The following is a 22,697-nucleotide window of genomic DNA, read 5'->3' on the forward strand; positions in this document are numbered from 1 at the left end:
CATTATCGCAAAATCGGTATGTAGCCTTTGTGGAGGCCCAATCCTCGCAGGCAGCCGGGATGGACTCGGCAGGTGAACTGCCGAGTGCATCCCCAACTTTCACCAGTCGATTGGTGAGGCGCTTGTCTCCGAGATCAGCTGAGCGAAACTCTGTTCGGATCCAACCTGATACATCCATGTCACACAACTCTCCGTCATCGTCAAGATCAGGTCGCCAACTCCGCTGACTTTGTCCCATCTTTCGGTCTCGCTCCACCAACTACAGCGATAGAACTTGTGGGTAAGAGACAGGACTGAAGTCGTGGGCTTTCTCCTCGAACCTCTGTAATATTCTGTATCGGTCCCGTCAAAAATGCCGAATTAGATCGGCTCGTCGGGATCGTAGTTCGATGCCGTTCGGTCGACCTCCGTCGCGTACCGGTCGCGGGTGTCCTCGTCCGCGACGGCCTCGAGCTGGTCGGGCGAGAGTTCCTTCGCGGCCGTTACCCCCGAGGCGGCCGACGCCGCCAGCTCACGGCGGTAGACCGACTCGCCGTCGGGCGTCGCGTACGCCAGCGTCACCAGTCCCTTGTCGTCGTACTCCCGTTCGACCAGCCAGCAGCGGATCTCCTCGGTCATACCCCGACGTGGACGGTCCACCACCGAGAATGTACCGCGTCCGCTTCGGCGGACGGCTCGAGCCGACCGCGAGTCGGAGCGAGCGACGAGCCCACCGTCCGTCGACCGCGAGGAGTCAGGCTGAAACCCCCCGCCGCCCTAGGGCCGCCGATGAACGCCGAGGGGGTTCGCGAGCGCGCGCGGTCGTTGCCGCGGGAGCCGGGCGTCTACCAGTTCCGGGCCGACGGGACGACGCTGTACGTCGGGAAGGCGGTCGACCTCCGCAGCCGGGTGCGGTCTTATGCTGACCCGCGCAGCGCCCGCATCCGTCGGATGGTCGACCGCGCCGACGGGATCGAGATCGCCGTCACCGACACCGAGACCCAGGCGCTGTTGCTCGAGGCGAACCTCATCAAGCGCCACCAGCCGCGGTACAACGTCCGGCTGAAGGACGACAAGTCCTACCCGATGGTCCAGCTCACGGACCACGAGGCCCCCCGGATCGAGATTACCCGCGATCCAGACGAGTCGGCGACGGTCTTCGGTCCGTACACCAACAAACGCCAGGTCGAGACCGTGGTGAAGGCCCTACGGGAGACGTACGGCGTTCGGGGCTGTTCGGACCACAAGTACTCCGGGCGGGATCGACCCTGCCTCGACTACGAGATGGGGCTCTGTACCGCCCCCTGCACCCGCGAGATCGACCTCGAGAGCTACGCCGAGGACGTCACCGCCGTCGAGCGGTTCCTCGAGGGCGAAACCGGAATCCTCGCGGATCCGCTGCGCCGCGAGATGGAGGAAGCTGCCCAGGAGCAACAGTTCGAGCGGGCGGCGAACCTGCGGGATCGCCTCGAGACCGTCGAGGCGTTCCACGGCGAGGGCGGCGAGGCCGTCCAGTCGACCGACGACGAGCGGGCCGTCGACGTGCTCGGCGTCGCCATCGAGGGCGGGGACGCGACCGTCGCTCGCCTGCGGGCCGAGAACGGGAAGCTCGTCGATCGTGACCGACACACGCTCGAGGCACCCGGCGCCGAATCCGGGGACGCGACCGCACCCGAATCCGAGGGGGTCCCCGCCGTCCTCGCCGCCTTTATTGTCCAGTACTACGCCGAACGGGACCTCCCCGACGCCCTCCTGTTGCCCGAGCGCCACGGCGACGACGAGGTCGCGGCCTGGCTCGAGGCCGAGGGCGTCTCCGTGCGGGTTCCGGGCGCGGGCCGAGAGGCGAAGCTCGTCGACCTCGCGCTGAAAAACGCCCGCAGGAACGTCGGCGGGCGCGACGAGTGTGCCATGCTCGCCGACGCCCTCGAGATCGAGTCGGCCGAGCGGATCGAGGGGTTCGACGTGAGTCACGCCCAGGGGAAGTTCGCGGTGGGAAGCGACGTCGCCTTCGTCGACGGGAGCGCCGAGAAGAGCGAGTACAGACGCAAGAAACTCACCGACGAGAACGACGACTACGCGAACATGAAGGCGTTACTCGAGTGGCGCGCCCGTCGGGCCGTCGAGGGCCGGGACGACCGACCCGACCCCGACCTGCTGTTGATCGACGGCGGGGAGGGCCAGCTCGAGGCCGCCCGCGAGGCGCTCGAAGACGTCGGCTGGGACGTGCCCGCCGTCGCGCTCGCGAAAGCGGAGGAACGAGTCGTGACGCCCGACCGGTCCCTGTCGTGGCCGGACGACGCGCCCCACCTCCACCTCCTCCAGCGGGTCCGCGACGAGGCCCACCGCTTCGCGGTCCAGTACCACCAGACGATCCGCGACGACGTCTCGACGGTGCTCGACGACGTGCCCGGCATCGGGCCCGAGACGCGCAAGCGACTGCTCGGTCGGTTCGGCAGCGTCGAGAACGTCCGGGAGGCGAGCCCCGAGGACCTCCGGAGCGTCTCGGGGATCGGCGAGAAGACGGCCCGGACGATCGCCGAACGGCTGTGACCTCTCGCCAGGTCCCGCCAGCGCGCCTGACAGTCGGGAGATCGGGCGGGTCCGCAGGGTTTTGCTTCCGGCCGCCCTCCGTACACCCGTGTCAAACGACGACTCGATCGACGACCTGCTCGACGAACTCGACAGCCACGGCGACCTCGAGGCCGCGGAACAACTGCTGTCGATCCGGATGGAGAAACGACGGTACGGGAAGCCGGTGACCATCGTCGAGGGATTCGACCTGCCGAAAGCCGAGGTCAAGTCGATCGCCTCCGACCTCAAATCGTCGGTTGGAACCGGCGGCACCGTCGACGAGGGACGGATCGAACTGCAGGGCGACCACCGCGATCGAGTGCCCGACCTCCTTCGCGAGCGCGGTTTCGACGTCGAAGCGTAACCGGGGTTGCACCGGTGCAACTCGAGTTGCGAGTACACCTTTGGTCCTCGCTACCGTAGCGCGCGGCATGGAGATCAGACCGGCGACGGCCGACGACCGCGAATCGCTTCGCGAACTCGCCCGGGAGACCTGGCACGACACCTACGACGAGCTCTCGAGCGACGTCATCGACGAGACGATCGACGACTGGTACGGCGACGAGGAGCTCGAGCGGGCGCTCTCTGAACCGGGAACGGCGGTTCTCGTCGCCGAGGCCGACGACGAGGTCGCCGGATTCACCCACGGCGTCGTGCAGGGCGAGGAGGGCGACGTCCTGCGGATGTACGTCCGTCCCGACCATCAGCGCGAGGGGGTCGGGACGGCGCTTCACGAGCGACTCCGCGAAGATCTGGAAGACTTCAACATGGAACGGATGCGGGCGATCGACCTCGCCTCGAACGAGGGCGGCCGAACGTTCTACGAGGAGGTCGGCTTCGAGCAGACTGGAGAGGGCGAGGTCGAGATCGGCGGCGAGTCCCGACGGGAGGTAGTCTACACGCTCGAGCTGTAGCGGCGCCGCGGTCGCTTAAAAGGGTGCTTGCATGCTCACCGGACGGATGGAAGTAGCCGGTCGGCATGAGGGTGTGAAGAACTCGCACAATGAGCACGAAAGCGCCCACCGAAGCGGACATCCTTCGCCCGATCAAGAACACGACGACGACGTACTTCCTCCTGTTCGGCGTCGCCGGTCTGGCGCTACTGATCTTCCTGGTCGGCTGGGGCTACCAGCTCGCCGAGGGGCTGATCGTCACCGGACTCTCGGACTGGGGCACCGGCGGCGGCGTCACCTGGGGCGTCTACATCGGCGCGTTCATCTGGTGGGTCGGAATCGCCCACGGGGGGATCATCCTCTCGGCGGCCGTCCGGTTGCTCGGGATGGATCGGTACATGCCGGTCGCCCGGCTGGCCGAGATGCTGACGCTCGCCGGTCTCTCGGCCGCGGGCTTCTACATTCTCGTCCACATGGGTCGCCCCGACCGGATGGTGACGAGCGTGCTCGGTCACTACCACATCACCGTGCACGCGTCGCCGCTGGTGTGGGACGTGACCGTCATCACGGCCTACTTCGTGCTGACGGCGACGTATCTCGGACTCACGCTGCGGTACGACGTCTCCCGGCTGCGCGACCAGCTGCCGGACCACTTCGAACCGATCTACAGGGGACTGACGATCGGCTACAGCGAGCGAGAGGACGAGATCGTCCAGCGGATGGTCTGGTGGCTCGCGCTCGCGATCATCATCATGGCCCCGCTCCTGCTCCACGGCGGCGTGATCCCGTGGCTGTTCGCGGTGTTGCCGACGTACCCGGTCTGGTTCGGCGGCGTGCAGGGCCCGCAGTTCCTCACCATCGCGCTGACCTCGGCGATCAGCGGCGTCATTCTGCTCTCCTTTGCCTTCCGCCGGGCCTACGACTGGGATCATATCATCACCGACGACGTCTTCCGCGGCCTGTTGCTGTGGCTCGGCTTCTTCTGTCTGCTCTTTCTCTGGCTCCAGCTCCAGCAGAACGTCACCGGACAGTTCAAGCCGCCGATCGAACTGGACGCCGCGGCGACCGCGAGGCTGGGCCACCCCATCTACCTCCTGTCGATGGGGCTGGTCTTCGGCGTCCTCGCGTACATCTTCGCGCAGACGATCCGGCCCGCGCTGTTCTCCAAGGGACGAGCCATCGCCGCGGCCCTGCTCGTGCTGTTCGCGACGCTGATCGAGAAGATACTGTTCGTCGTCGAGGGCTTTTTCCACCCCAGCTTCGAGATCTACGGGGCGACGCCGGGAACGTACTTCCCGAGCCTGATCGAGTTCGCCTCGATCACGGGGACGATCGGGATGGTCGTGCTCTTCTTCCTGGGCGTCGCGAAGGTCGTCCCGGTCGTCGAACTCCACGCGATCGAACACCTCCGGGGTGATCACGGAGCCCACGGCGAGCACACCGACCGCCCGAATCGAACGGACCGCGCTGATCACGCCGAACACGAGTGACCAGCGGCCGAAAGAGCGGACGAAACCGGTACGGCAGACCGTCTCAGAACTCCTCGGCCGGCGGCGCGATCCCCTCGTCGTCCTCCGTCTCGAGGGCGAACTCCTCGCGCACCTCTCGGATTCGATCCCGGATGTCGGCCGCCAGTTCGAACTCGAGGTTTCCTGCCGCCTCCTCCATTCGATCCTCGAGTTCCGCGATGTAGCGGGCGGCCTCCTCGTCGTCCTCGAGTTCGCGGCCCGAAATCTCGGTCGTCTCGGTCTTGCTCCCCGGCAGGTTGGTCTCGCCGACCTCCTTCTCGATCGTCGTCGGCTCGAGGCCGTGTTCCTCGTTGTACTCCTGCTGGATCTCGCGGCGCCGGCGGGTCTCCTCGATGGCCGACTCCATCGCCGACGAGGGATCGTCGGCGTAGAGGACGACCTCGCCGTTGACGTTTCGCGCGGCCCGGCCCATCGTCTGGACGAGCGTCGTCTCCGAGCGCAGGAAGCCCTCCTGGTCGGCGTCTAGGATGCCGACGAGCGAGACCTCGGGGATGTCCAGGCCCTCCCGAAGGAGGTTGATGCCGACGAGGACGTCGATCTCGCCCAAGCGAAGGGAACGGATGATCTCGTGGCGCTCCAGGGTGTCGGTCTCGTCGTGCATGTAGGCGACGTCGACGCCCGATTCCTCTAAGTACTCGGTCAGGTCCTCGGCCATTCGCTTCGTGAGTGTCGTCACCAGCGTTCGCTCATCGCGTTCGATGCGCTCGTCGATGCGGTCCATCAGGTCGTCGATCTGGCCACTGGCGGGTGAGACTTCGATCTCGGGATCGACGAGGTGGGTCGGCCGAACGATCTGTTCGACGATCCGATCCGACTGCTCGCGCTCGTAGTCGCCCGGCGTCGCGCTCACGTAGAGGGTCTGGTCGGTCTTTGCCTCGAACTCCTCGAACGTGAGGGGACGGTTGTCGTACGCGGTGGGGAGCCGGAACCCGTTCTCGACGAGCGAGTCCTTCCGGGACTTGTCGCCAGCGTACTGGCCCCGGACCTGAGGGAGGGTCACGTGGGATTCGTCGACCACCGTCAGGAAGTCCTCGGGGAAGTAGTCCAGCAGGGTGTAGGGGGCCTCGCCGGACTCGCGATCGGAGAGGTAGACCGAGTAGTTCTCGATGCCCGAACAGTAGCCCGTCTCCTGCATCATCTCGAGGTCGAACGTGGTTCGCTCCTCGATGCGCTGGGCGGCGAGCATGTCGCCCTGGCGTTCGAAGTACGAGATCCGGCTGTCGAGGTCGTCGCGGATCTCGTCCATCGCGCGCTCGAGTTTCGTCTCCGGAATCGAGTAGTGCTCCGCGGGGTGGACCAGCACGGCCTGCTGTTCGCCCTGCGTTTTCCCCTCGAGCGGGTCCACTTTGACCATACGGTCGATCTCGTCGCCCCAGAGTTCGACGCGGACGGCGTAGCGGCCGTACATCGGGTAGATCTCGATCGTGTCGCCTCGCACCCGGAAGGTGCCCTGCGTGAAGTCGACGTCGTTGCGCTCGTAGTTCAGGTCCACGAGCCGCGCGAGCAGTTCGTCCCGGCCGGTCTCCTCGCCGACCTCGAGTCGCATCGACATGTCGATGTAGTTTCGCGGGTCACCGAGGCCGTAGATCGCAGAAACGGAAGCGACGACGATGACGTCCTCGCGAGTCAACAGCGACCGGGTCGCCGAGTGCCGAAGCCGGTCGATCTCGTCGTTGATCGAGGCGTCCTTGTCGATGTACGTGTCGGTCTGCTCGACGTAGGCCTCGGGCTGGTAGTAGTCGTAGTAGGAGACGAAGTACTCGACGGCGTTGTTCGGGAAGAGGTTCCGAAACTCCTCGTAGAGCTGTGCGGCCAGCGTCTTGTTGTGGGCGATCACGAGGGTCGGCTTCTGGATCTCCTCGATCGTCCACGAGACGGTGTTCGTCTTTCCGGACCCCGTCACGCCGAGCAGCGTCTGTTTCTCCGCGCCCGACCGGAAACCGTCGGCGAGTTCCTCGATCGCCTCGGGCTGGTCGCCCGCGGGGTCGAACGGGGCGTCGACCTCGAACGGCTGGGCGGCCTCGGGACGGTCCGGCTGGAGGGGACCTCGAGAGTCACTCATCATCTGGATCAGGGACTCGAGACACTTGACGCGCTCGCATGCAGCGCGCGGGCGCCCGCGAGCCTCGAGCGACCGATAGCGACCCGAAAGGCTATACCGCGAACGTGTAGATTCGGTGATATGCCATCCAGACGCGCCGTCCTCGCGACGGGGGCGGCGACCGGACTGGCCGCCGTCGCGGGCTGTCTCTCGAGCGGACACTCGTTCGGCACGCTCGAGACCGATTCGGACACCTGGCGGCTCTCGCGGTACGACCCGCAGAATACGGGCCACAACGCTGACGCAACCGTTCCCGACGATCTCGAGGAACGCTGGCGGGTGGAGATCGATTCGCCGGGTCGCGACGTCGGTGGACTCGCCGTCGGCGAGGACCTCGTCGTCGCGGGCAGTGGGGAGGAGACGAGTCGGAGTCTCGTCGCGCTCGAACGTGACGACGGGAGCGTTCGGTGGGAGGACGAGGACGCCGACGTGGCCGCGCTCGCGCTCGGCGACGAAACAGTGTACACGACGGCGGAGGGTAGGGACGTCACCGCCTACGATCTCGAAACCGGCGAGCGGAGCTGGTCGACGCTCTACGGAACGTGGTTCCTCTTCGACGGCGGGGCGCTCTATCGAGGGGACGACGCCGGCGTTACCGCCTACGACGCCGACTCCGGAGACGAGCGCTGGCGCATCTCCGGCTACGGAGCGAGCGCGATCGAGGACGGGCGGCTGCTGCGAGGGAATTCGGGACTCACCGCGTACGAGTCCGCGACGGAGTCGGTTCGATTCGACGACGGCGAGCCGGAGCCGCGCTGGGAAGCGTCGGGACGCGGCCACGGAACGGTCCCCGTCGTCTGGGATGAGCGCGTCCTCACGGGCGCCCACCCACATCCGTTCGATAACGAGGGCCAGCGGCTGCAGGCTCATCGGCTCGAGGACGGCGAACTCGAGTGGGAACGCGAGTTCTCGAACGCCCGCGTCACCTCGCCGGTGATCGTCGACGACCGGGCGCTCTTTCACGTCGGTCGCGGCGACCGAGACGACGCGTCCGACGGGACGAATACGCTGCTCGCGGTCGATCGCGAGGGGACGGTCGACTGGGAGCTCGAGACCGAATGGGAGCGACTGGCCCTGGCTGCCGCGGGAGAGACGCTTCTCGTCGGGGGTGACACCGACGACGACGCTCTCGTCGCGATCGATCCGACGAGCGGCGAGCGCCGATGGGAGCGCGACCTTCAGGGAGACAGCGTCCAGGTCGCCGGTGCGGCGATGCTGGCGCCAGTCGACGGCGAGCTGTTCGTCGGAACCGGACACAGCCACGTCGTCGCCTACGGCTGAGAGGACCGAGTCGAAGAGAAGGGAGAGGGTCGGAGCGCTCGACGCGGAGCCGACGATCGGCCCCGTCTTCTACTGATCAGCTAGCACTGGTGGTCCGGCGCCGCCTTCTTCCCGTTGGCCGCATCCTTGCCGTCGGCTGGAGCCTTGCCCTTCCCGTTGGCTGCGTCCTTGCCGTCGGCCGGAGCCTTGCCCTTCCCGTTAGCTGCATCCTTGCCGTCGGCCACGTCTTTTCCGTTTGCGGCTTCCTTCTCGTCGACGCCGTTCTTGCCGTCGGCCGGCTCCGTCTCCTTGGCCGCGTCGTCGCCGACCTCGTCTTTCCCTTTTTCGTCGACGTCCTTGCCGTTCTCCTTTCCGTCAGCGTCCTCGTCCTTGTCGTCGACATCTTTTTCGTCGACGTCTTTTTCGTCGACGTCCTTCTCCTCGTCTCCGTCCTTCGGGGCCTCGTCCTCGTCGTGTGGCGCGTCGTCCTCGAGGTCGTCTTCCGGCGCTTCCGCCTCCGCGTCCGCCATCGGCCCGTCAACGACGAGTTCGACGGTGAACTCACGGTCGGCGAACTCCTCGGGCGGCTCGAGGTAGCCGATCGCGTACCCCGTCGTGATCGACTCCGCCTCGAGGTCGACGTCGAACGACGCCACCGCCTCGTCCTCGCCCGCCGGACGGACGGAAAGCGTGTACGCGCCGGCGGGGACGGCGAGGTACTCCGAGACGTCCTCGAAGGAGACGTTCTCGACCAGCGGCTCCTCGTCGGCGTAGATGTCGACCGCGGGCGCGTCGGGCGAGAAGTGTGCCACGCGGACGAACGCCGCATCGGCTTCGGCATCTTCCGGGAGGGGCTCGGCGTCGACCAGGATCTCGGGGCGGAACGTCTCGGCCTCGAGTTCGCCGATCGCGGCGATCGTGGCGAACCCGTCTCCGACCTCGACCTCGTCCTCGAAGACGACGGCTTCGGGGTCGCCCGCCGCCGTGATCGCGACGGTGTAGGTTCCGGGCTCGAGTTCCAGGTACGGCGAGACGGCGCCGAACGGGACGTCAGCGAGCACCTGCTCGTCGTCGACGAGGACGTCGACGTTCGGCGCGTCGGGCGAGAAGTGAGCGACGCGAACCGCGGCGGAGACGGCGGCCGGGTCATCGGCTGCGTCGTCGGCCGGTCGCTCGTCGTCCTCGTGTTCGCCTTTCGCGAAGACAGCCCCGCTGGTAACACCCACTCCACCCGCTACAGCTATCGCTTTTAGCGTCGTGCGTCGTGATACGGACATATGCAACTGTGACCGGGGGACAAGACGGCAAAAAGCCGTCAGTCAGTACTCGAGACTCTCATCTGCTTACCGACAACAACAGTTGGGTACGATCACCCTACGGAGAGAAACCCTCTCGTACACAGTCAACGATCAGCGTTCCGAACCGCGAGACGGCGACCCGCTCTTCATAGCGGGGCTGATGTCTGGCCAACCGTTATCAGTCGGTCCGTCGTCCCTTCGGATATGGCTCAGGAACTTACGCAGGTTCGCGACGATCTCGAGAAAGCAGCCAAGACGGCCGACGACGACGGCCTCCGCGAGGACATCCGCGAGCACGTTGACGCGTTCGAGGACTACACGATCGGCGACCACGAACCGGACCACGCGCTCATGGACGAACACCTGAACGGACTGCGACAGCTCAGCGAGCGCGCCACCGGGGATACGGGTCAGCACATCGACAGCGCCCTCGAGACCGCCGAGGAGTACCGCGAAGGTATCGACCAGGCCTGAACTGCGTTCTCGCGACGTTCGATCCCTAACGCCCAGTCGGGGTCGATCCCGCCGAACGGCTTCTCGAGTCCGTACTGCTCGAGCTGGCCGACGGCGTGGCGCGCACGCATTCGTCGACGGACTCGAGGACGGCTCGGATTGGGTCGGCCGCATCGTCGGTGTTCGTTTCGGAACGGTCGTTCACATTCTCGAGCAGCGTCCCGGCGAGATTCCGCACCCGCCGCTACTGCCGGCTACGCCGCAGTCGACGTCCTCGAGGGCCTCGGCGACGACGGACGGATTCTCGAGCGAGAACCGTCGACCCGGCTGCTCGAGGTCCGCAACCTGTTCGCGCAGCCGATCCCGGTCGCGGCCGGCGAGGATCGGATCCAGTCCGCGGTCGATCGCGTCCTCGGCGACCAGACTACCGACGTATCCGTACGAGCCGTAGATCAGAAGCGAACCCATACGCACGGAACCCCGACGGCGGAGTTAAACGGCGGGCCGGCAGGTGACGCCACGACCCGTCCGCGGGCCGCCGATCACTCGAGCCGATCGAGGACGGCCTCCTTGTCGTAGGACAGCGACAGCGACCGCGATCGACCCCGGCCCTCGATGTCGGCGTAGTCGGCGTCGATCAGCCCGAGCTGGTCGAGCTTGTTGACGATCTCGGAGTACCGGGTGTACCCCAGCCCCGTCTCCTCGTGGAAGGTCTCGTACACCTCGCCGGCCTGGCCGCCGTCGTTGGTGGCGATGACCTCGAGCAGCGCCCGTTCGGTCTCCGACAGCCCGGACAGGCTCCGGGAGAGGTTGATGTACTTCGACTTCTCGTAGGCCTCCTCGACGTCCGCCATCTCGACGGTTCGGCTTCCCCGCATCTCGGCGTTGAGCCCAGCACGACGCAGGAGGTCGATTCCGACCCGGAGGTCGCCGCTCTCGGCCGTTCGGTCGGCAACGTGCTCGACGGTGCTCCGCGAGATGACGCCGTCGCGAAAGCCCTTCCGGATCCGCTCGTCGAGGATGTCGACGATCTCGGGCTGGTCGTACACCGGGAAGTAGACCTCCTCGGGCCGGAACACGCTCTGAACCCGCGAGTCGAGTTCGTCGATGACCTCGAGGGTCGGATCGGAGGAGACGACGATGACGCCGATCTTCGCACCGGGGTACTCCTCGTGGGCCCGGAGCAGGGAGTACAGCGTATCCGAGGCCTCGTTCTCGTAGAAAAGGTAGTTGACGTCGTCGAGCGCGACGACCAGGACGCGGTCGTCTTCGACGAGTTTCTCGGCGATCTGGCCGAACAGCTTCTTGAACGAGATCCCCGAGGACGGTGGTTCGTAGTCGAAGGTGCCCTCGAACAGCCGCGAGAACACCGAGTACCGCGTGGAGTTGACCTGACAGTTGACTCGAATCGTCCGCACGTCGCTGGTCTGTGTCCCAACCTCGTCGAACAGTTTCTGGACCGCCGTCGTCTTTCCCGTTCCGGGCGGCCCCCGAACCATGACGTTCAGCGGGCGCGAGCCGCGAACCGCCGGTCGCAGCGCGTACGTGAGATTCTGCGTCTGCGTGTCGCGGTGTTTGAACGTCTCGGGAACGTAGTCGATCTCGAAGACGTGCTCGTCTCTGAACACGGACTCGTCCCACGACAACATCCCCTCCTCGGGGTCGTCTGCCATTACTTTCACCACGCTGTCGTAGTTACTTAGTTGTTTGCGAGGCGGGCTCCGCGTTCGGGACGCCACGCCGCGAACACGCGTTTTCGGGCTCCTACCCCTCGTCCCGGGATTTCCGGAGCCGAAGAGAGAGCGGAAACGCAGCGGTTCGTTTAACGGCTGTATAATGAAGCGTCATACACCGCAAGGAGACACCAATGGGATCAGGTATCTCGTCGTGGCACACGCGAGATCGAATCGAGCGCCGAGAGGAGTTTCCTCTCGAGGCGTACCCGAGGTGCCACGACGCGAAGCGGGCGGCGTCGATCGGCCAGGCTAGCCGATCAAGCGACGCCGGTCGCGATCGAAGGCGTCGTGAGACGTCCGTTCGTCGATCACGAGAACCGTATCGGAAGAGAAAACGCACCGCGAAACGTACACCGGTAGTATGAGCCACTCGAGTCCACAGAGCGCGCGGTCGGTCTCGACCGGCGCCCAACTCCTACTGATCGTCGCCGGGATCGGGTTTCTCGTCGCGGGGATCGCACTCGCCGCGAGCGGATCGGGGATCGACGACGCGATCACCGGAGTGGACGACGACGATATCGATGAGGACCCGGACGAGCCGGCCGACGAAGGCGACGGTGACGATGCCGACGCCGAGGACGAAAGCGGTGACGGCGGAGACGAGAGTGATAACGACGGCGGGGACGGTGATGAGGGCGAGACGGACGACACCTCGCCCGATGATGCTGCCGACGACGCCGGTGACGACGACACTGGAGCCGACGACGTTCCAGCTGACGACGTCCCGGCTGACGACGACGCGGATGACGACGCCGAGGACGATAGCCCGGCGTTCGGTGACGACATATTCGACGACGACGCTGGTGACGACGATGCCGATGACGACGGCGCCGATGACGACGCTGGTGACGACGATGCCGGTGACGATGACGCCGGTGACGACGACGGCGCCGATGACGACGACGACGATGACGACGACGACGACGACGACGACGACGACGACGACGACGACGATGACGGCAACTGGTTCGAGTAACGCTGTAGCGTAGCGCGCTTCCTTTTTACAGCCAAGCGGCGAACAGCGGCTCCAAAGCGAAACCGACGCACCTTCCGGTTGCTTCTCGCTCGAGACGGCCGCTGCTCTATAGCTCTCGCCAAAAGAGCTGTCGTACTCGCGTTTCGGCCGAGCAGTGAAAACGGAGCCGCCGCCGAGCGGTCGTGATAACTGAAACTGTTCCCACACCGATCGTCCGATCCGCACTTCTCGCTCACGGGCCGCCTTTGCTTCCGTCTGCTCGCGGGCACCAAGCGCCCGCGAGCATGGTTCGCGGGACCGTTGGTCCTGCACTATTCGCATTCCGCGATTCTCACTCACTTCGTTCGTTCCGAATCGCGCTCGCTCTGAACCGCGTCCCCGTTGTGCGATCGGATGCGTACTGCCCTCCAGCGGCTACTGTCTACCATCGCTCCAGGAATCGACGCGGACCGGTCGCGACCGGTCGCGTCTCCGCTCGTCGCGACCACACCGCCCGAGAGGGGACTTGAACGGCACGTTCGAGTACGGCAACGAGACTACCACGTGCGTTCTCGAGTCGACGAGAGAGGGACGAACTAACGGTGCTTGCGCGCCGGACGGTCACCTCGAGAACCCGCTTCGAAGCGACGATCGACTCGAGTCGATCGAACGACGCGTCGTGAATGCGAGACGACGGTTCGGTCGACGTCACTGCCGAACCGACGAGTAACCGCCAGACCGGAACCAGCGCCCGCTGTCGAAGTCGGACGAACGCGATGGAAACGAGAAAAAGCTCGTATCGAGGGACGTCGGGAGGATCGATCGACCGGAACGCGTCTTACTCGACCGTGACGCTCTTTGCCAGGTTACGCGGCTTGTCGATCGGTCGGTCGAGCAGATCCGCAGCGTAGTACGAGACCAGCTGCAGTTGAACGTTCGCGAGCAGCCCGGCCCAGACGGGATGGGTATCCGGAACCGAGAGATGGGCCTCGGCGGCATCGACGACGGGGTGGTCGTCCGGGGAGACGGCGACGATCGACGCGCCTCGAGTCTGTGCCTCGATCGCGTTCGTCTTCGTCTTGCCGTCGTCGCCGCCGGTACAGACCGCAAAGACCGGCGTCCGTTCCGTGACGAGCGCAAGGGGGCCGTGTTTGAGCTGGCCGGAAGCGAAGCCCTCGGCGTGCTCGTAGGTGATCTCCTTGAACTTCAGCGCACCCTCGAGCGCGACCGGGTGACCGAGCCCGTTGCCGATGAAGAAGAAGGCGTCGCTGTCGATGTACTGCTTCGCCAGCCGCTCGGCGTCGGTGGTCTCGAGGATCTCCTCGACCTGCTCGGGGAGATCGGTGAGGCTCTCGAGCATGGCCTCGACGTCGTCGACCTGATCGGCGTGGGGGACGTCGGCCGCGAGACGCTGGCTGACCAGCGCGAGCGAGACCGCCTGCGAGGAGAACGTCTTCGTCGCGGCGACGCCGACCTCGGGACCGGCGCGAATGTACATCGCGTCGTCGCTCTCGCGGGCGATCGTCGAACCGACGACGTTGGTGACCGCCAGTGTCCGTGCACCGCGCTCGGCCGCTTTACGGACCGCCTGCAGCGTGTCCGCGGTTTCACCGCTCTGCGTGACTGCGATCGTCAGGGTTCCCTCGTCGACGGGGCCCGAGGCGGAGTCGTACTCGCTCGCGCGGATCACTTCCGTGCGGATCCCCGACGCCTTCAGCAGCTGGGCACCGTACAGCGCGGCGTGGTAGGAGGTTCCACAGGCGACGAACTGGACCTCATCGACGTCGGTGAAGCTGCCGGCGGGCAGCGACTCGAGGTCGACCTCGCCGTCCTCGACGCGACCCTCGATCGTGTTCGCGAGCGAGGTCGGCTGGCCGTGGATCTCCTTTTTCATGTAGTGGGCGTACTCGCCCTTGCCGGCGTCCTCGGGATCCCAGTCGACCGTGTCGGTCTCGCGGTGGACCGGTTCGCCCTCAAGGTCGGTGATCTCGTAGGCGTCGGGCTCGAGAACGACGACGTCGCCGTCCTCGAGGTAAATGACCTCGTCGGTGTAATCGAGGAAGGCCGGAACGTCGCTCGCGAGGAACCAGTCGTCGGTGCCGAGTCCCAGCACCAGCGGGGACCCCTTCCGCGCCGCGTAGACGCGGTCCTCGTCCTCGACGATCGCCGCGATCGCGTAGCTTCCCTCGAGCGTCTCGACCGCCTTGCGAACTGCGGCCTCGGTCGGCAGCTCCTCGCGGTACTCGTTGATCAGGTGCGGGATGACTTCGGTGTCCGTGTCGCTCCGGAAGACGTGTCCCTTCTCGGCCAGCTCCGTCCGGAGTTCCGCGTAGTTGTCGATGACGCCGTTGTGGACAACGGCGACGTCCCCCGCCGAGTCGGTGTGCGGGTGAGCGTTTTCTTCGGTCGGCGGGCCGTGGGTACTCCAGCGGGTGTGACCGATACCGACGTTACCGGTCGGCAGATAGTTCAGCTTCGATTTGAGGTCCGAGACCTCGCCGGAGGTCTTGTGAACCTTCACGCCCGATCCGTTCTGGACGGCGATTCCCGCCGAGTCGTAGCCCCGGTACTCGAGATTCTCGAGTCCCGTCAGCAGCGTGTCGGCGGCGTCGTCGGAGCCGATGCGTGCGATAATCCCACACATTAGCCGAGCACCTCCGGATCGGTTCCGGCAACCGAGGAGAAACCGCAAACAGAGCGGGCCGGGTCGGTCGAACGTCGGTTCGGTACGCCACTACGGCGTGCAGTTCTGTAACGTGTCATAGATCTAATCCTCCCGGGTCGTCTGTCCCTGCACATCGACCCGGCGTTACCCGATACGTTACCGACATGGCCCATTACTATGGATCGGATAACCGCCAACGGCCGGCCCGTTCGACGATTTCTTCACATGTAGTCAGTAATATTACCTTATCGTGCAAAGAGAACACACGGTGAATCGCGTTCGACAGCTCGGAGAACGGTAGCTGACGAATCACAACAGCACGAACAGCGATATCGGTCGAACGACTGCCCTCTGTTGCAGAGACACGACACGTCCTTATTCGACCACTAAGCGGCTCAACGTGCTCGATTCCCGAGCGTAGCAAGAACGGTATGAGTCCGGGCGAAACCGAAGTACCGCATCGAGAGAAGACACCCAGCGACGTCGGTCCGACTCGACTACTGCGGCGATTTCGTGACGGTCACGGAAGGATCGTCGGCGTCCGGGGATCCATCGGGACCGTGGTCGGCGAGAACGATCGCGTTCTCGCGGCCGACCGAGACCTTGCCGATTTCGCCTCGATCGTGCATTTCCGAGAGCAGGCGGCTGACCTTGGACTTCGACCAGCCGGTTTCTTCGACGATTCGATACTGGTACGTTCGTCCGTCGTTCTCGACGAGTATCCGGATGATCTGTCCCCTGTCGCTCAGCAGCTCGTCCGGCGTATCCGGCGAGATGTACGTCTCGTAGGTGTGGGTCGGCGTTTCCTCCGACGGCTCTTCGTCCCGTTCAACGTTTTCGTCGGTAGACAGCATCGCCGTCGGGTCGAGTGTGACGTCGCGGTTCGAGAGCGCCTCGAGGAGACGGGCGCCGATGAGCACGCCGATGATCACCACCGCAGCACCGACCAGTGCGAGTTCCCAGACGGGCGTCCCGCCCAGGAACTGGGTGACCTGCGACACGCTGATGCTGGCGGCGAACGACGCCGCTCCCGTGCGGACTATTGAGCCGTCGGGTGACGAGAGTAACGCGGCTGTCTGTACCTCGCCGACGGTAGCTAGTACGTCGCTGGAGACGGATTCGGATACGGTATCGATCGTTCTGGGCTCCATGGTTGCTAGATTCGGGTGTGACCGACCGTGAGAGAACATATTCACATCGGCCGTATTAGCACACAATATGACATCCAACTTCATTATGCGGTCAAACAGATTTGCTTAACAGCGAAATAAGATGACAGGGTCTGAGAAGCGAAACCAAGGCTGAGTCAGGGTTGAGAGGGAGCTACACTGTTGACGAATCCGAACGACGTGTGACGGGGCAGTTTATCGGCTATATAGTAAACCGATGAGATTGTCTCTATCCGGGCGAGGCATGTCAGCCGTCTCGAGGACGTCTGGCACACAGGACTCCGACGCGCGTTGTTGGCGGCGTCGGGCACGTGACAACCACCATGACCCCACCACTCAGCGACACCGAGAGACGAACTGACGGACCAGAGAGCGATCAGCCGGACGGACTTGCCCGGTCGACGGCGGACCGGCTTCGTGATGCGACGGTCTGCGTCGTCGGACTCGGCTACGTCGGGCTCCCGCTCGCGGTCGGATTCGCACAGGCGGACTACCGCGTCGTCGGGTTCGACGTCGACGAGTCGAAAGTCGAAACGCTGCAAAACGGGGTCGATACGACCGGCGATCTCTCGGACGAGGCCATCCTCGACGGGGACATCAGCTACACGACCGACTCGGCCGCGGTGCGCGATGCCGACTACGTGCTCGTCACGGTTCCGACTCCCGTCGAGGACGATCGACCGAACCTCGCGTTCATCGAAAGCGCCGCCGAAACCGTCGGGGAACACCTGACGCGAGGGACGACGGTGGTCCTCGAGTCGACGGTGTATCCGGGAGTCACGCGCGAGGAGTTCGCACCGGTTATCGAAGAGGCGTCCGGGCTCGAGGCCGGGGAGGACTTCTTCCTCGCGTACTCGCCCGAACGAGCGACGCCCGGCGACGGCGAACACTCCCTCGATAGCGTCGTCAAGGTCGTCGGCGGGCAGAACGAGAGCGTTCTCGAGGACGTGGCGACGCTGTACGAGTCCGTCGTCGACGCGGGCGTCCACCGCGCGCCGTCGCTCGAGGTCGCCGAGGCGTCCAAGGTCGTCGAGAACATCCAGCGCGACGTCAACATCGCGCTGATGAACGAACTCTCGATGGCCCTCGAGGAGATGGATATCGACACCCACGACGTGCTCGAGGCCGCGGGAACGAAGTGGAACTTCCACGACTACCAGCCCGGACTGGTCGGCGGGCACTGTATTCCGGTCGATCCGTACTTCTTCGCCCACCGGGCAAAGCAGGCCGGTGCCGATCCGGAGCTGATTCTTACGAGCCGGAACGTCAACGAGTCGATGCCCGATCACATCTCCGAGCTCACGATCAAGGCGCTCAACGACGGACACAAGACCCTCTGTGAGAGTCGGATACTCGTGCTCGGATTATCGTACAAGCCGGACGTAGGCGACATCCGGAGTTCGAAGGTCGCGAACGTGATCGATCAGCTCCAGCAGTTCGACGTCGACGTCGTCGGCTACGACCCCCACGCGGACGACGACGCCGTCGAACAGTCGTTCGGCATCGACGTCCAGGAGTCGCTCTCGTTCGCGGACTTCGACGGCGTTTTGCTGGCGACCCCGCACTCGGAGTTCGACGAACTCGATCTCGAGACGATGGCGACGGCGCTCAACGACGCCCCCGCACTGATCGATATCCCGGGTGCGTTCGACGCCGGCGATGCAACCGAACAGGGATTCCACTACAGGAGAATATAATGTACCGCGGTCACACGGCCCGGGGAGAGACGCTGCTGCAGGAGCTGCTTGCGCCAGCGTTCGCGTTCACCACGGACGTTCCGATCTTTCCGGCACCGACGGCGGTCGACGCCACCAGGAGGGCGACAGCGGAGGTGGGTCGATAGATGCGCGTCATCGTAACGATCCAGCACCCCGCACACGTCCACTTTTTCAAACACGCTATTACAGAGCTCGAAGCCGACGGACACGACGTCTACGTCTTCGCACGGGAAAACGAGGTCGTCGGGGAGCTGCTCGAGCACTACGAGATCGAGCACGAGATCCTGGCCGGGGAGTCCGACTCACTGTTCTCGCTGGCGCGGGTCCAGGCGACCTACGAGGCGCGACTGCTGGCACGAGCGCGCAAGATCAAACCGGACGTGATCACGGCGATCGGCGGCCCCGCCGCGACCCACGTCGCGAAACTCGTCGGCGCGAAAAGCGTCGTCTTCTACGACACCGAACACGCGACGCTCATCAAGATGCTCGCGTACCCGTTCGCCGACGTCGTCTGTACGCCGGAGTGTTACGACGGCGACATCGGGTCGAAGAAGGTCGAGTATCCGGGTTATCACGAACTCGCCTACCTCCACCCGGACCGATTCGAACCGGATCCGACGGTCCTCGAGGAGGCCGGACTGGAACCCGACGACACGTTCGTCGTCATGCGTCTGAGCAGCTGGGACTCCTCGCACGATATGGGTCAGGGCGGGTTCAACGACCCAATAGAGGCCGTCGAACGGCTCGAGGAGGCCGGCGCGAAGGTGGTGATCACTTCGGAAGTTCCCCTCCCCGAGGAACTCGAGTCCAACCGGATGACGACGTCGCCGGATCGGATCCACGACCTACTCGCGTACGCGAACTGTTTCGTCGGCGAGGGGGCGACGATGGCCGCCGAGGCCGCGATGCTCGGCACGCCGGCGGTCTACGTGAACTCGCTCTCGCTCGGCTACATGCAGGAACTCGAGGACGAGTACGGACTCGTCTTCAACTTCAACGACGAGAACCGTCACGCCCGCTCGCTCGAGAAAGCGGTGTCGATCATTGAAACCCTCGACGAGGAAACCTGGCGTCGCCGGCGGGAGCGGCTGCTCGCCGATCGGGTCGACGTCACCGACGTCATCGTCCGGGAACTCGAGACCGTTTTGATGACCGATGCGGATCGATCGACGGTTGCCGCCAACGCCGACTGACACGACATGCACGTACTACACCTCATCACCACCACGCGTTCGTTCTTCGAACAACAGATCTCGGTCCTCGAAAGCTGTGGTGTCGACTGTACCGTCGTCGGCGTTCCGGGCGATTACACGGCCGAATCACCACGGACCCCGGTCGACTACCTCCGATTTTATCCGAAGGTGCTCTCCCACGTCTGGGCGGACGACTACGACCTCGTCCACGGCCATTACGGCCTCGTCGCGCCGTTCGCACTCGCCCAGCCGACGCGTCCGGTGGTGATGAGTCTCTGGGGTACCGATCTGATGAGCGATATGGGCTGGCTCGAGCGGATCAGCCGGTACGGCGCACGGTTCGCCGACGCGACGATCGTTCCGAGCCCGGCGATGTCGCGCGAACTCGACGTCGACCACGTCGAGATTCCGTTCGGGATCGATACGGAGCTGTTCAGACCGATCCCGCGCGAGGAGGCTCGCGAACGGATCGGCTGGGACGAAGACGAGCGAATCGCGCTGTTTCCCTACGACCCGGACAGAGACGAGAAGGACTATCCGCGAGCCGAACGCCTCGCCGACCGTGCCGACGCGGATCTCGAGGTGCGGACGATCGACGGCGTCCCCTACGAGGAGATGCCCTACTACATGAACGCGAGCGACCTGCTTCTCGTGACGTCGAAACGAGAGGCGGGACCGATGGCGGTCAAGGAGGCCGCCGCCTGCAACGTCCCCGTCGTCTCGACCGACGTCGGCTTCGTTCGCGAGACGATCGGCGGACTCGAGAACTGCGTCGTCAGCGACGACGACCGCGAACTCGCGACGGGACTCGACTCGGTCCTCGCGGGATCGGGACGGTCGAACGGACGCGAGGCTATCGACGGACTCAGCCTCGAGTCGATGGGCGATCGCCTCCTCGAGTGTTACCGAGAGGTCCTCGAAGAGCGGGGACGGGATACGACGGAGTTATCCCTCGAACGAACGGAGGATAGGGAGGAAACGTATCATGGCATCTAGAATGTCGTTGTCGAACGTGCGACCGCTGCGGCTCGACACGACGGCGGCGATCGCCGGCCTGATCGTCGCGCTGTTGCTGTTCCCGCTGCGGTTTTTCGCCTCCCAGATCTACATCAATACGATTCCGATCGTCGTCGGCCTCGGCTGTGCGCTGTATCTCCTCGCGGTCCACCAGAACGAAAACGAGCGGACGCTGCCGACGCTGTCGACGCCGGCGGCGATGGTGCTCCCGAGTGTCGTTACGGTCGGGATGGCGGTTATGATCCTCGTGACGATTCTGCAGGGCGCCCGAACGCCGCTGTTTTTCGTGATCTCGAGCATCGTCGGGACGTTGCTGTTCGGACAGATACTGTTCACGAGCGACCGCGACTTCCACCGCGGAGTGCTCCTGTTCCAGCTCGTGTTGTTCGCGTTCGTCTTCCGGTTTACCGCACTGTACGCGACGCCCGGCTACATCGGAATCGACGTCTGGACGCACATGACGGAGCTCTCCCAGGCGATCTACACGGAACAGTCGCTGGGTGCGATCTCCTACGATAAACACTTCGGGTCGCCGTTTTTCCACCTGTTCGTCGTCGCGTCCTCGCTCGTCTACGACGTCTCGTTGCGAATGGGGCTGTATCTCTCGATGGGGGTCGCGATGCCGCTCTCGATTCTGATCGTCTACGCCGCCGCAAACCTGCTCGTCCCGGCGCGGTGGGCGACGCTCGCCGCTGCGGTGTTCTCGGTCGCGAGCTACACCGTGATGTGGGGTATCCACCTGATTCCGACGAGTATGGGGCTCGTGTTCTTCCTCGCGATCGTCTACACGCTGATCCGCGTGATGCGGATCGAGTACACCGGTCGCGACTTCGCGTTTCTCGTCTTCCTGTCGGTCGCGGTTATCCTGACACACCAGGTGTCGACGTTTATCGTCCTGGTGTTGCTCGGAGCCGCGTTTCTGGCCCAGATCATCTTTATGGTCGGCCCGCTGGGACTCACGCGGCTCGATACGAGCGTCTTCCGGACGAAGAAACCGGTCAACCTGATCGGACTGCTCGTATTCAACTTCGGGCTGGCGATCTTCGTCTGGTCGCTGACGCCGTACCGCGACGACTCGTTCCTGGGAACGGTTCTGGGCTGGTTCGGCGAAACGCTCGAGGAGAGCGCGGGCTTCCTGGAACTCGCGTCCCCGGGTTCGTCCGGCGAGGAGGAGGCGGCCGTTCCGGACACCGGCACGACGCTGCTCGATCAGGTCGTCCCGTACGTCAACGAACTCGGCTTCCTCGTGCTGTTCGGCGTCACGCTCGTCGGCTGTCTGTACGTCGTCCACCGTCGGCGCGCGGAACAGTCGGTGTTCACCCTGATGCTCGGAATCGGAGTCATGCTCGTGTTCGTTCTTGGACTTCCGATGTTCGGGATCCGGAACTTCGTTCCGACGCGGTGGTTCGCCTTCCTCTACGCGCTGATGGCGATCGTCGGCGCGATCGGGCTACGCACGCTCAGTCGGAACCTCTCGCCCGCACCGGTTATCGCCCTCCTGCTGGTGATCGTCCTGCTGTTCCCGGGGGGAATGATGTTCGCCGCCGAGAGCAACCCCGACAATCCGGTGTTCTCCGACCAACACGAGCGGCTAGCGTACGACCAGTCCGAACTCGCGGCGGTGGACACGATCGGTGAGATGACCGGGTCGCCCGCGGGATCGGACATCCGTCCGGACCAGCAGCTCCACACCGATCACCCCTACCAGACCGTGTTCGAGCGGACCGGAGCCTATCCGTCGACGACCTCGATAACCCTACCCGAGGACGGGTACGCCGAGCACGACTACGTCGTCTATCGAACGACACAGTCCGAGGACGCGACCTACTTCACCAGCGAGGCGGGTCCGGGATACATCGATAACCCCACTGAAGAGCGCATCTGCCGGACGACACAGTCCTCCGTGTACGACAACGGGGACGTGCGCTTCTGTACCCCGTCGCCCGCACAGGGGTAGTTTTTCACCGTTCGTTTTTCGCTCGCGTCGTTCGTGACCGTACGACAGCACCGACTGCACCATCCCGACTACGACAGCGATCTCTGTCGAACAACGAGACTCTCGTGTTCGAAAACGATCCGTGCTTCATACGGATTGCTGTAACGATTTACCGGCGCAACCGCGACCCGTGCGGCGGTTGCGCCGGTAATGACTTACAGTAA

The 22,697-nt window shown here is 64.8% G+C and carries 19 protein-coding genes; 10 read left to right on the plus strand and 9 right to left on the minus strand.

Going from position 1 to position 22,697, the window contains the following annotated elements; translation table 11 throughout:
- Together ACNA7R_RS12600 and ACNA7R_RS12605 are read right to left on the minus strand one after the other, a co-directional pair.
- Positions 1–238 (minus strand): transposase (locus tag ACNA7R_RS12600; RefSeq protein WP_416283914.1); only part of this gene is annotated, 238 nt, incomplete at its 3' end.
- 122 nt (positions 239–360) lie between these two features.
- Positions 361–618: a hypothetical protein gene (locus ACNA7R_RS12605; RefSeq protein WP_416283915.1), complete on the minus strand. Its 258-nt coding sequence runs from the start codon at positions 616–618 to the stop codon at positions 361–363.
- A 150-nt stretch (positions 619–768) separates the two neighbouring features.
- Here ACNA7R_RS12605 and ACNA7R_RS12610 point away from each other — a divergent pair, with 150 nt between their 5' ends.
- The 4 genes from ACNA7R_RS12610 to nrfD all read left to right on the plus strand — a co-directional run bounded on the left by ACNA7R_RS12610 (position 769) and on the right by nrfD (position 4,933).
- Positions 769–2,529, plus strand: a complete 1,761-nt coding sequence (locus tag ACNA7R_RS12610; RefSeq protein WP_416283916.1) for an excinuclease ABC subunit C — start codon at positions 769–771, stop codon at positions 2,527–2,529.
- Between the two features lie 88 nt (positions 2,530–2,617).
- The gene (gene yciH, locus ACNA7R_RS12615) at positions 2,618–2,914 is read left to right on the plus strand and encodes a stress response translation initiation inhibitor YciH (RefSeq protein ID WP_416283917.1); all 297 of its coding nucleotides are present in this window, start codon (positions 2,618–2,620) and stop codon (positions 2,912–2,914) included.
- Between the two features lie 67 nt (positions 2,915–2,981).
- Positions 2,982–3,464, plus strand: a complete 483-nt coding sequence (locus ACNA7R_RS12620; protein ID WP_416283918.1) for a GNAT family N-acetyltransferase — start codon at positions 2,982–2,984, stop codon at positions 3,462–3,464.
- Between the two features lie 89 nt (positions 3,465–3,553).
- Positions 3,554–4,933 (plus strand): NrfD/PsrC family molybdoenzyme membrane anchor subunit, encoded by a 1,380-nt coding sequence (gene nrfD, locus ACNA7R_RS12625; protein WP_416283919.1) that lies wholly within the window; start codon positions 3,554–3,556, stop codon positions 4,931–4,933.
- A gap of 43 nt (positions 4,934–4,976) precedes the next feature.
- Here nrfD and uvrB read toward each other — a convergent pair whose 3' ends face one another.
- On the minus strand, positions 4,977–7,034 hold the full coding sequence (gene uvrB / locus ACNA7R_RS12630; protein WP_416283920.1) for an excinuclease ABC subunit UvrB: 2,058 nt from the start codon (positions 7,032–7,034) through the stop codon (positions 4,977–4,979).
- A gap of 120 nt (positions 7,035–7,154) precedes the next feature.
- On the opposite strand from uvrB, the gene ACNA7R_RS12635 reads away from it, so the two are divergent.
- Positions 7,155–8,354: a PQQ-binding-like beta-propeller repeat protein gene (locus ACNA7R_RS12635; protein WP_416283921.1), complete on the plus strand. Its 1,200-nt coding sequence runs from the start codon at positions 7,155–7,157 to the stop codon at positions 8,352–8,354.
- Between the two features lie 80 nt (positions 8,355–8,434).
- Here the strand turns inward: ACNA7R_RS12635 and ACNA7R_RS12640 are convergent, their stop codons facing one another.
- Positions 8,435–9,559, minus strand: a complete 1,125-nt coding sequence (locus ACNA7R_RS12640) for a DUF4397 domain-containing protein (RefSeq protein WP_416283922.1) — start codon at positions 9,557–9,559, stop codon at positions 8,435–8,437.
- Positions 9,560–9,835: 276 nt separating this feature from the next.
- On the opposite strand from ACNA7R_RS12640, the gene ACNA7R_RS12645 reads away from it, so the two are divergent.
- Entirely contained in the window at positions 9,836–10,105 is a 270-nt protein-coding gene (locus tag ACNA7R_RS12645) for a hypothetical protein (RefSeq protein WP_416283923.1), read from the plus strand.
- Positions 10,106–10,285: 180 nt separating this feature from the next.
- Here the strand turns inward: ACNA7R_RS12645 and ACNA7R_RS12650 are convergent, their stop codons facing one another.
- From ACNA7R_RS12650 to ACNA7R_RS12670, 5 genes are all read right to left on the minus strand, one after another.
- Entirely contained in the window at positions 10,286–10,552 is a 267-nt protein-coding gene (locus ACNA7R_RS12650; RefSeq protein ID WP_416283924.1) for a hypothetical protein, read from the minus strand.
- Between the two features lie 74 nt (positions 10,553–10,626).
- Positions 10,627–11,757 carry an ORC1-type DNA replication protein gene (locus tag ACNA7R_RS12655; RefSeq protein ID WP_416283925.1) on the minus strand — a complete coding sequence of 377 codons (1,131 nt, stop codon included), beginning with the start codon at positions 11,755–11,757 and terminating at the stop codon, positions 10,627–10,629.
- Between the two features lie 478 nt (positions 11,758–12,235).
- Complete coding sequence (locus ACNA7R_RS12660; protein ID WP_416283926.1) at positions 12,236–13,003, minus strand: hypothetical protein; 768 nt, start codon at positions 13,001–13,003, stop codon at positions 12,236–12,238.
- A gap of 610 nt (positions 13,004–13,613) precedes the next feature.
- Positions 13,614–15,419: a glutamine--fructose-6-phosphate transaminase (isomerizing) gene (gene glmS, locus ACNA7R_RS12665; protein ID WP_416283927.1), complete on the minus strand. Its 1,806-nt coding sequence runs from the start codon at positions 15,417–15,419 to the stop codon at positions 13,614–13,616.
- A 518-nt stretch (positions 15,420–15,937) separates the two neighbouring features.
- Complete coding sequence (locus tag ACNA7R_RS12670; RefSeq protein WP_416283928.1) at positions 15,938–16,591, minus strand: MarR family transcriptional regulator; 654 nt, start codon at positions 16,589–16,591, stop codon at positions 15,938–15,940.
- 341 nt (positions 16,592–16,932) lie between these two features.
- Here ACNA7R_RS12670 and ACNA7R_RS12675 point away from each other — a divergent pair, with 341 nt between their 5' ends.
- The 4 genes from ACNA7R_RS12675 to ACNA7R_RS12690 all read left to right on the plus strand — a co-directional run bounded on the left by ACNA7R_RS12675 (position 16,933) and on the right by ACNA7R_RS12690 (position 22,494).
- Entirely contained in the window at positions 16,933–18,306 is a 1,374-nt protein-coding gene (locus tag ACNA7R_RS12675) for a nucleotide sugar dehydrogenase (protein WP_416283929.1), read from the plus strand.
- A 146-nt stretch (positions 18,307–18,452) separates the two neighbouring features.
- Positions 18,453–19,520, plus strand: a complete 1,068-nt coding sequence (locus ACNA7R_RS12680; RefSeq protein ID WP_416283930.1) for a DUF354 domain-containing protein — start codon at positions 18,453–18,455, stop codon at positions 19,518–19,520.
- 6 nt (positions 19,521–19,526) lie between these two features.
- Entirely contained in the window at positions 19,527–20,516 is a 990-nt protein-coding gene (locus ACNA7R_RS12685) for a glycosyltransferase family 4 protein (RefSeq protein ID WP_416283931.1), read from the plus strand.
- The gene (locus ACNA7R_RS12690) at positions 20,506–22,494 is read left to right on the plus strand and encodes a hypothetical protein (RefSeq protein WP_416283932.1); all 1,989 of its coding nucleotides are present in this window, start codon (positions 20,506–20,508) and stop codon (positions 22,492–22,494) included. The genes ACNA7R_RS12685 and ACNA7R_RS12690 overlap by 11 nt, the downstream gene beginning before the upstream one ends.
- The last annotated feature ends 203 nt before the right edge of the window (positions 22,495–22,697 follow it).

Origin of the sequence: Natronococcus sp., from assembly GCF_047921035.1 — an archaeon.
GTDB lineage: Archaea > Halobacteriota > Halobacteria > Halobacteriales > Natrialbaceae > Natronococcus.

What these genes read in the sequence shown, in the direction of transcription:
- ACNA7R_RS12645 (WP_416283923.1), top strand. Translation starts at nt 9,836, where the DNA reads ATGGCTCAGGAACTTACGCAGGTTCGCGACGATCTCGAGAAAGCAGCC.
- nrfD (WP_416283919.1), top strand. Translation starts at nt 3,554, where the DNA reads ATGAGCACGAAAGCGCCCACCGAAGCGGACATCCTTCGCCCGATCAAG.
- ACNA7R_RS12680 (WP_416283930.1), top strand. Translation starts at nt 18,453, where the DNA reads ATGCGCGTCATCGTAACGATCCAGCACCCCGCACACGTCCACTTTTTC.
- ACNA7R_RS12690 (WP_416283932.1), top strand. Translation starts at nt 20,506, where the DNA reads ATGGCATCTAGAATGTCGTTGTCGAACGTGCGACCGCTGCGGCTCGAC.
- ACNA7R_RS12605 (WP_416283915.1), bottom strand. Translation starts at nt 618, where the DNA reads ATGACCGAGGAGATCCGCTGCTGGCTGGTCGAACGGGAGTACGACGAC.
- glmS (WP_416283927.1), bottom strand. Translation starts at nt 15,419, where the DNA reads ATGTGTGGGATTATCGCACGCATCGGCTCCGACGACGCCGCCGACACG.
- uvrB (WP_416283920.1), bottom strand. Translation starts at nt 7,034, where the DNA reads ATGAGTGACTCTCGAGGTCCCCTCCAGCCGGACCGTCCCGAGGCCGCC.
- ACNA7R_RS12620 (WP_416283918.1), top strand. Translation starts at nt 2,982, where the DNA reads ATGGAGATCAGACCGGCGACGGCCGACGACCGCGAATCGCTTCGCGAA.
- ACNA7R_RS12635 (WP_416283921.1), top strand. Translation starts at nt 7,155, where the DNA reads ATGCCATCCAGACGCGCCGTCCTCGCGACGGGGGCGGCGACCGGACTG.
- ACNA7R_RS12610 (WP_416283916.1), top strand. Translation starts at nt 769, where the DNA reads ATGAACGCCGAGGGGGTTCGCGAGCGCGCGCGGTCGTTGCCGCGGGAG.
- ACNA7R_RS12675 (WP_416283929.1), top strand. Translation starts at nt 16,933, where the DNA reads ATGACCCCACCACTCAGCGACACCGAGAGACGAACTGACGGACCAGAG.
- ACNA7R_RS12655 (WP_416283925.1), bottom strand. Translation starts at nt 11,757, where the DNA reads ATGGCAGACGACCCCGAGGAGGGGATGTTGTCGTGGGACGAGTCCGTG.
- ACNA7R_RS12685 (WP_416283931.1), top strand. Translation starts at nt 19,527, where the DNA reads ATGCACGTACTACACCTCATCACCACCACGCGTTCGTTCTTCGAACAA.
- ACNA7R_RS12650 (WP_416283924.1), bottom strand. Translation starts at nt 10,552, where the DNA reads ATGGGTTCGCTTCTGATCTACGGCTCGTACGGATACGTCGGTAGTCTG.
- ACNA7R_RS12670 (WP_416283928.1), bottom strand. Translation starts at nt 16,591, where the DNA reads ATGGAGCCCAGAACGATCGATACCGTATCCGAATCCGTCTCCAGCGAC.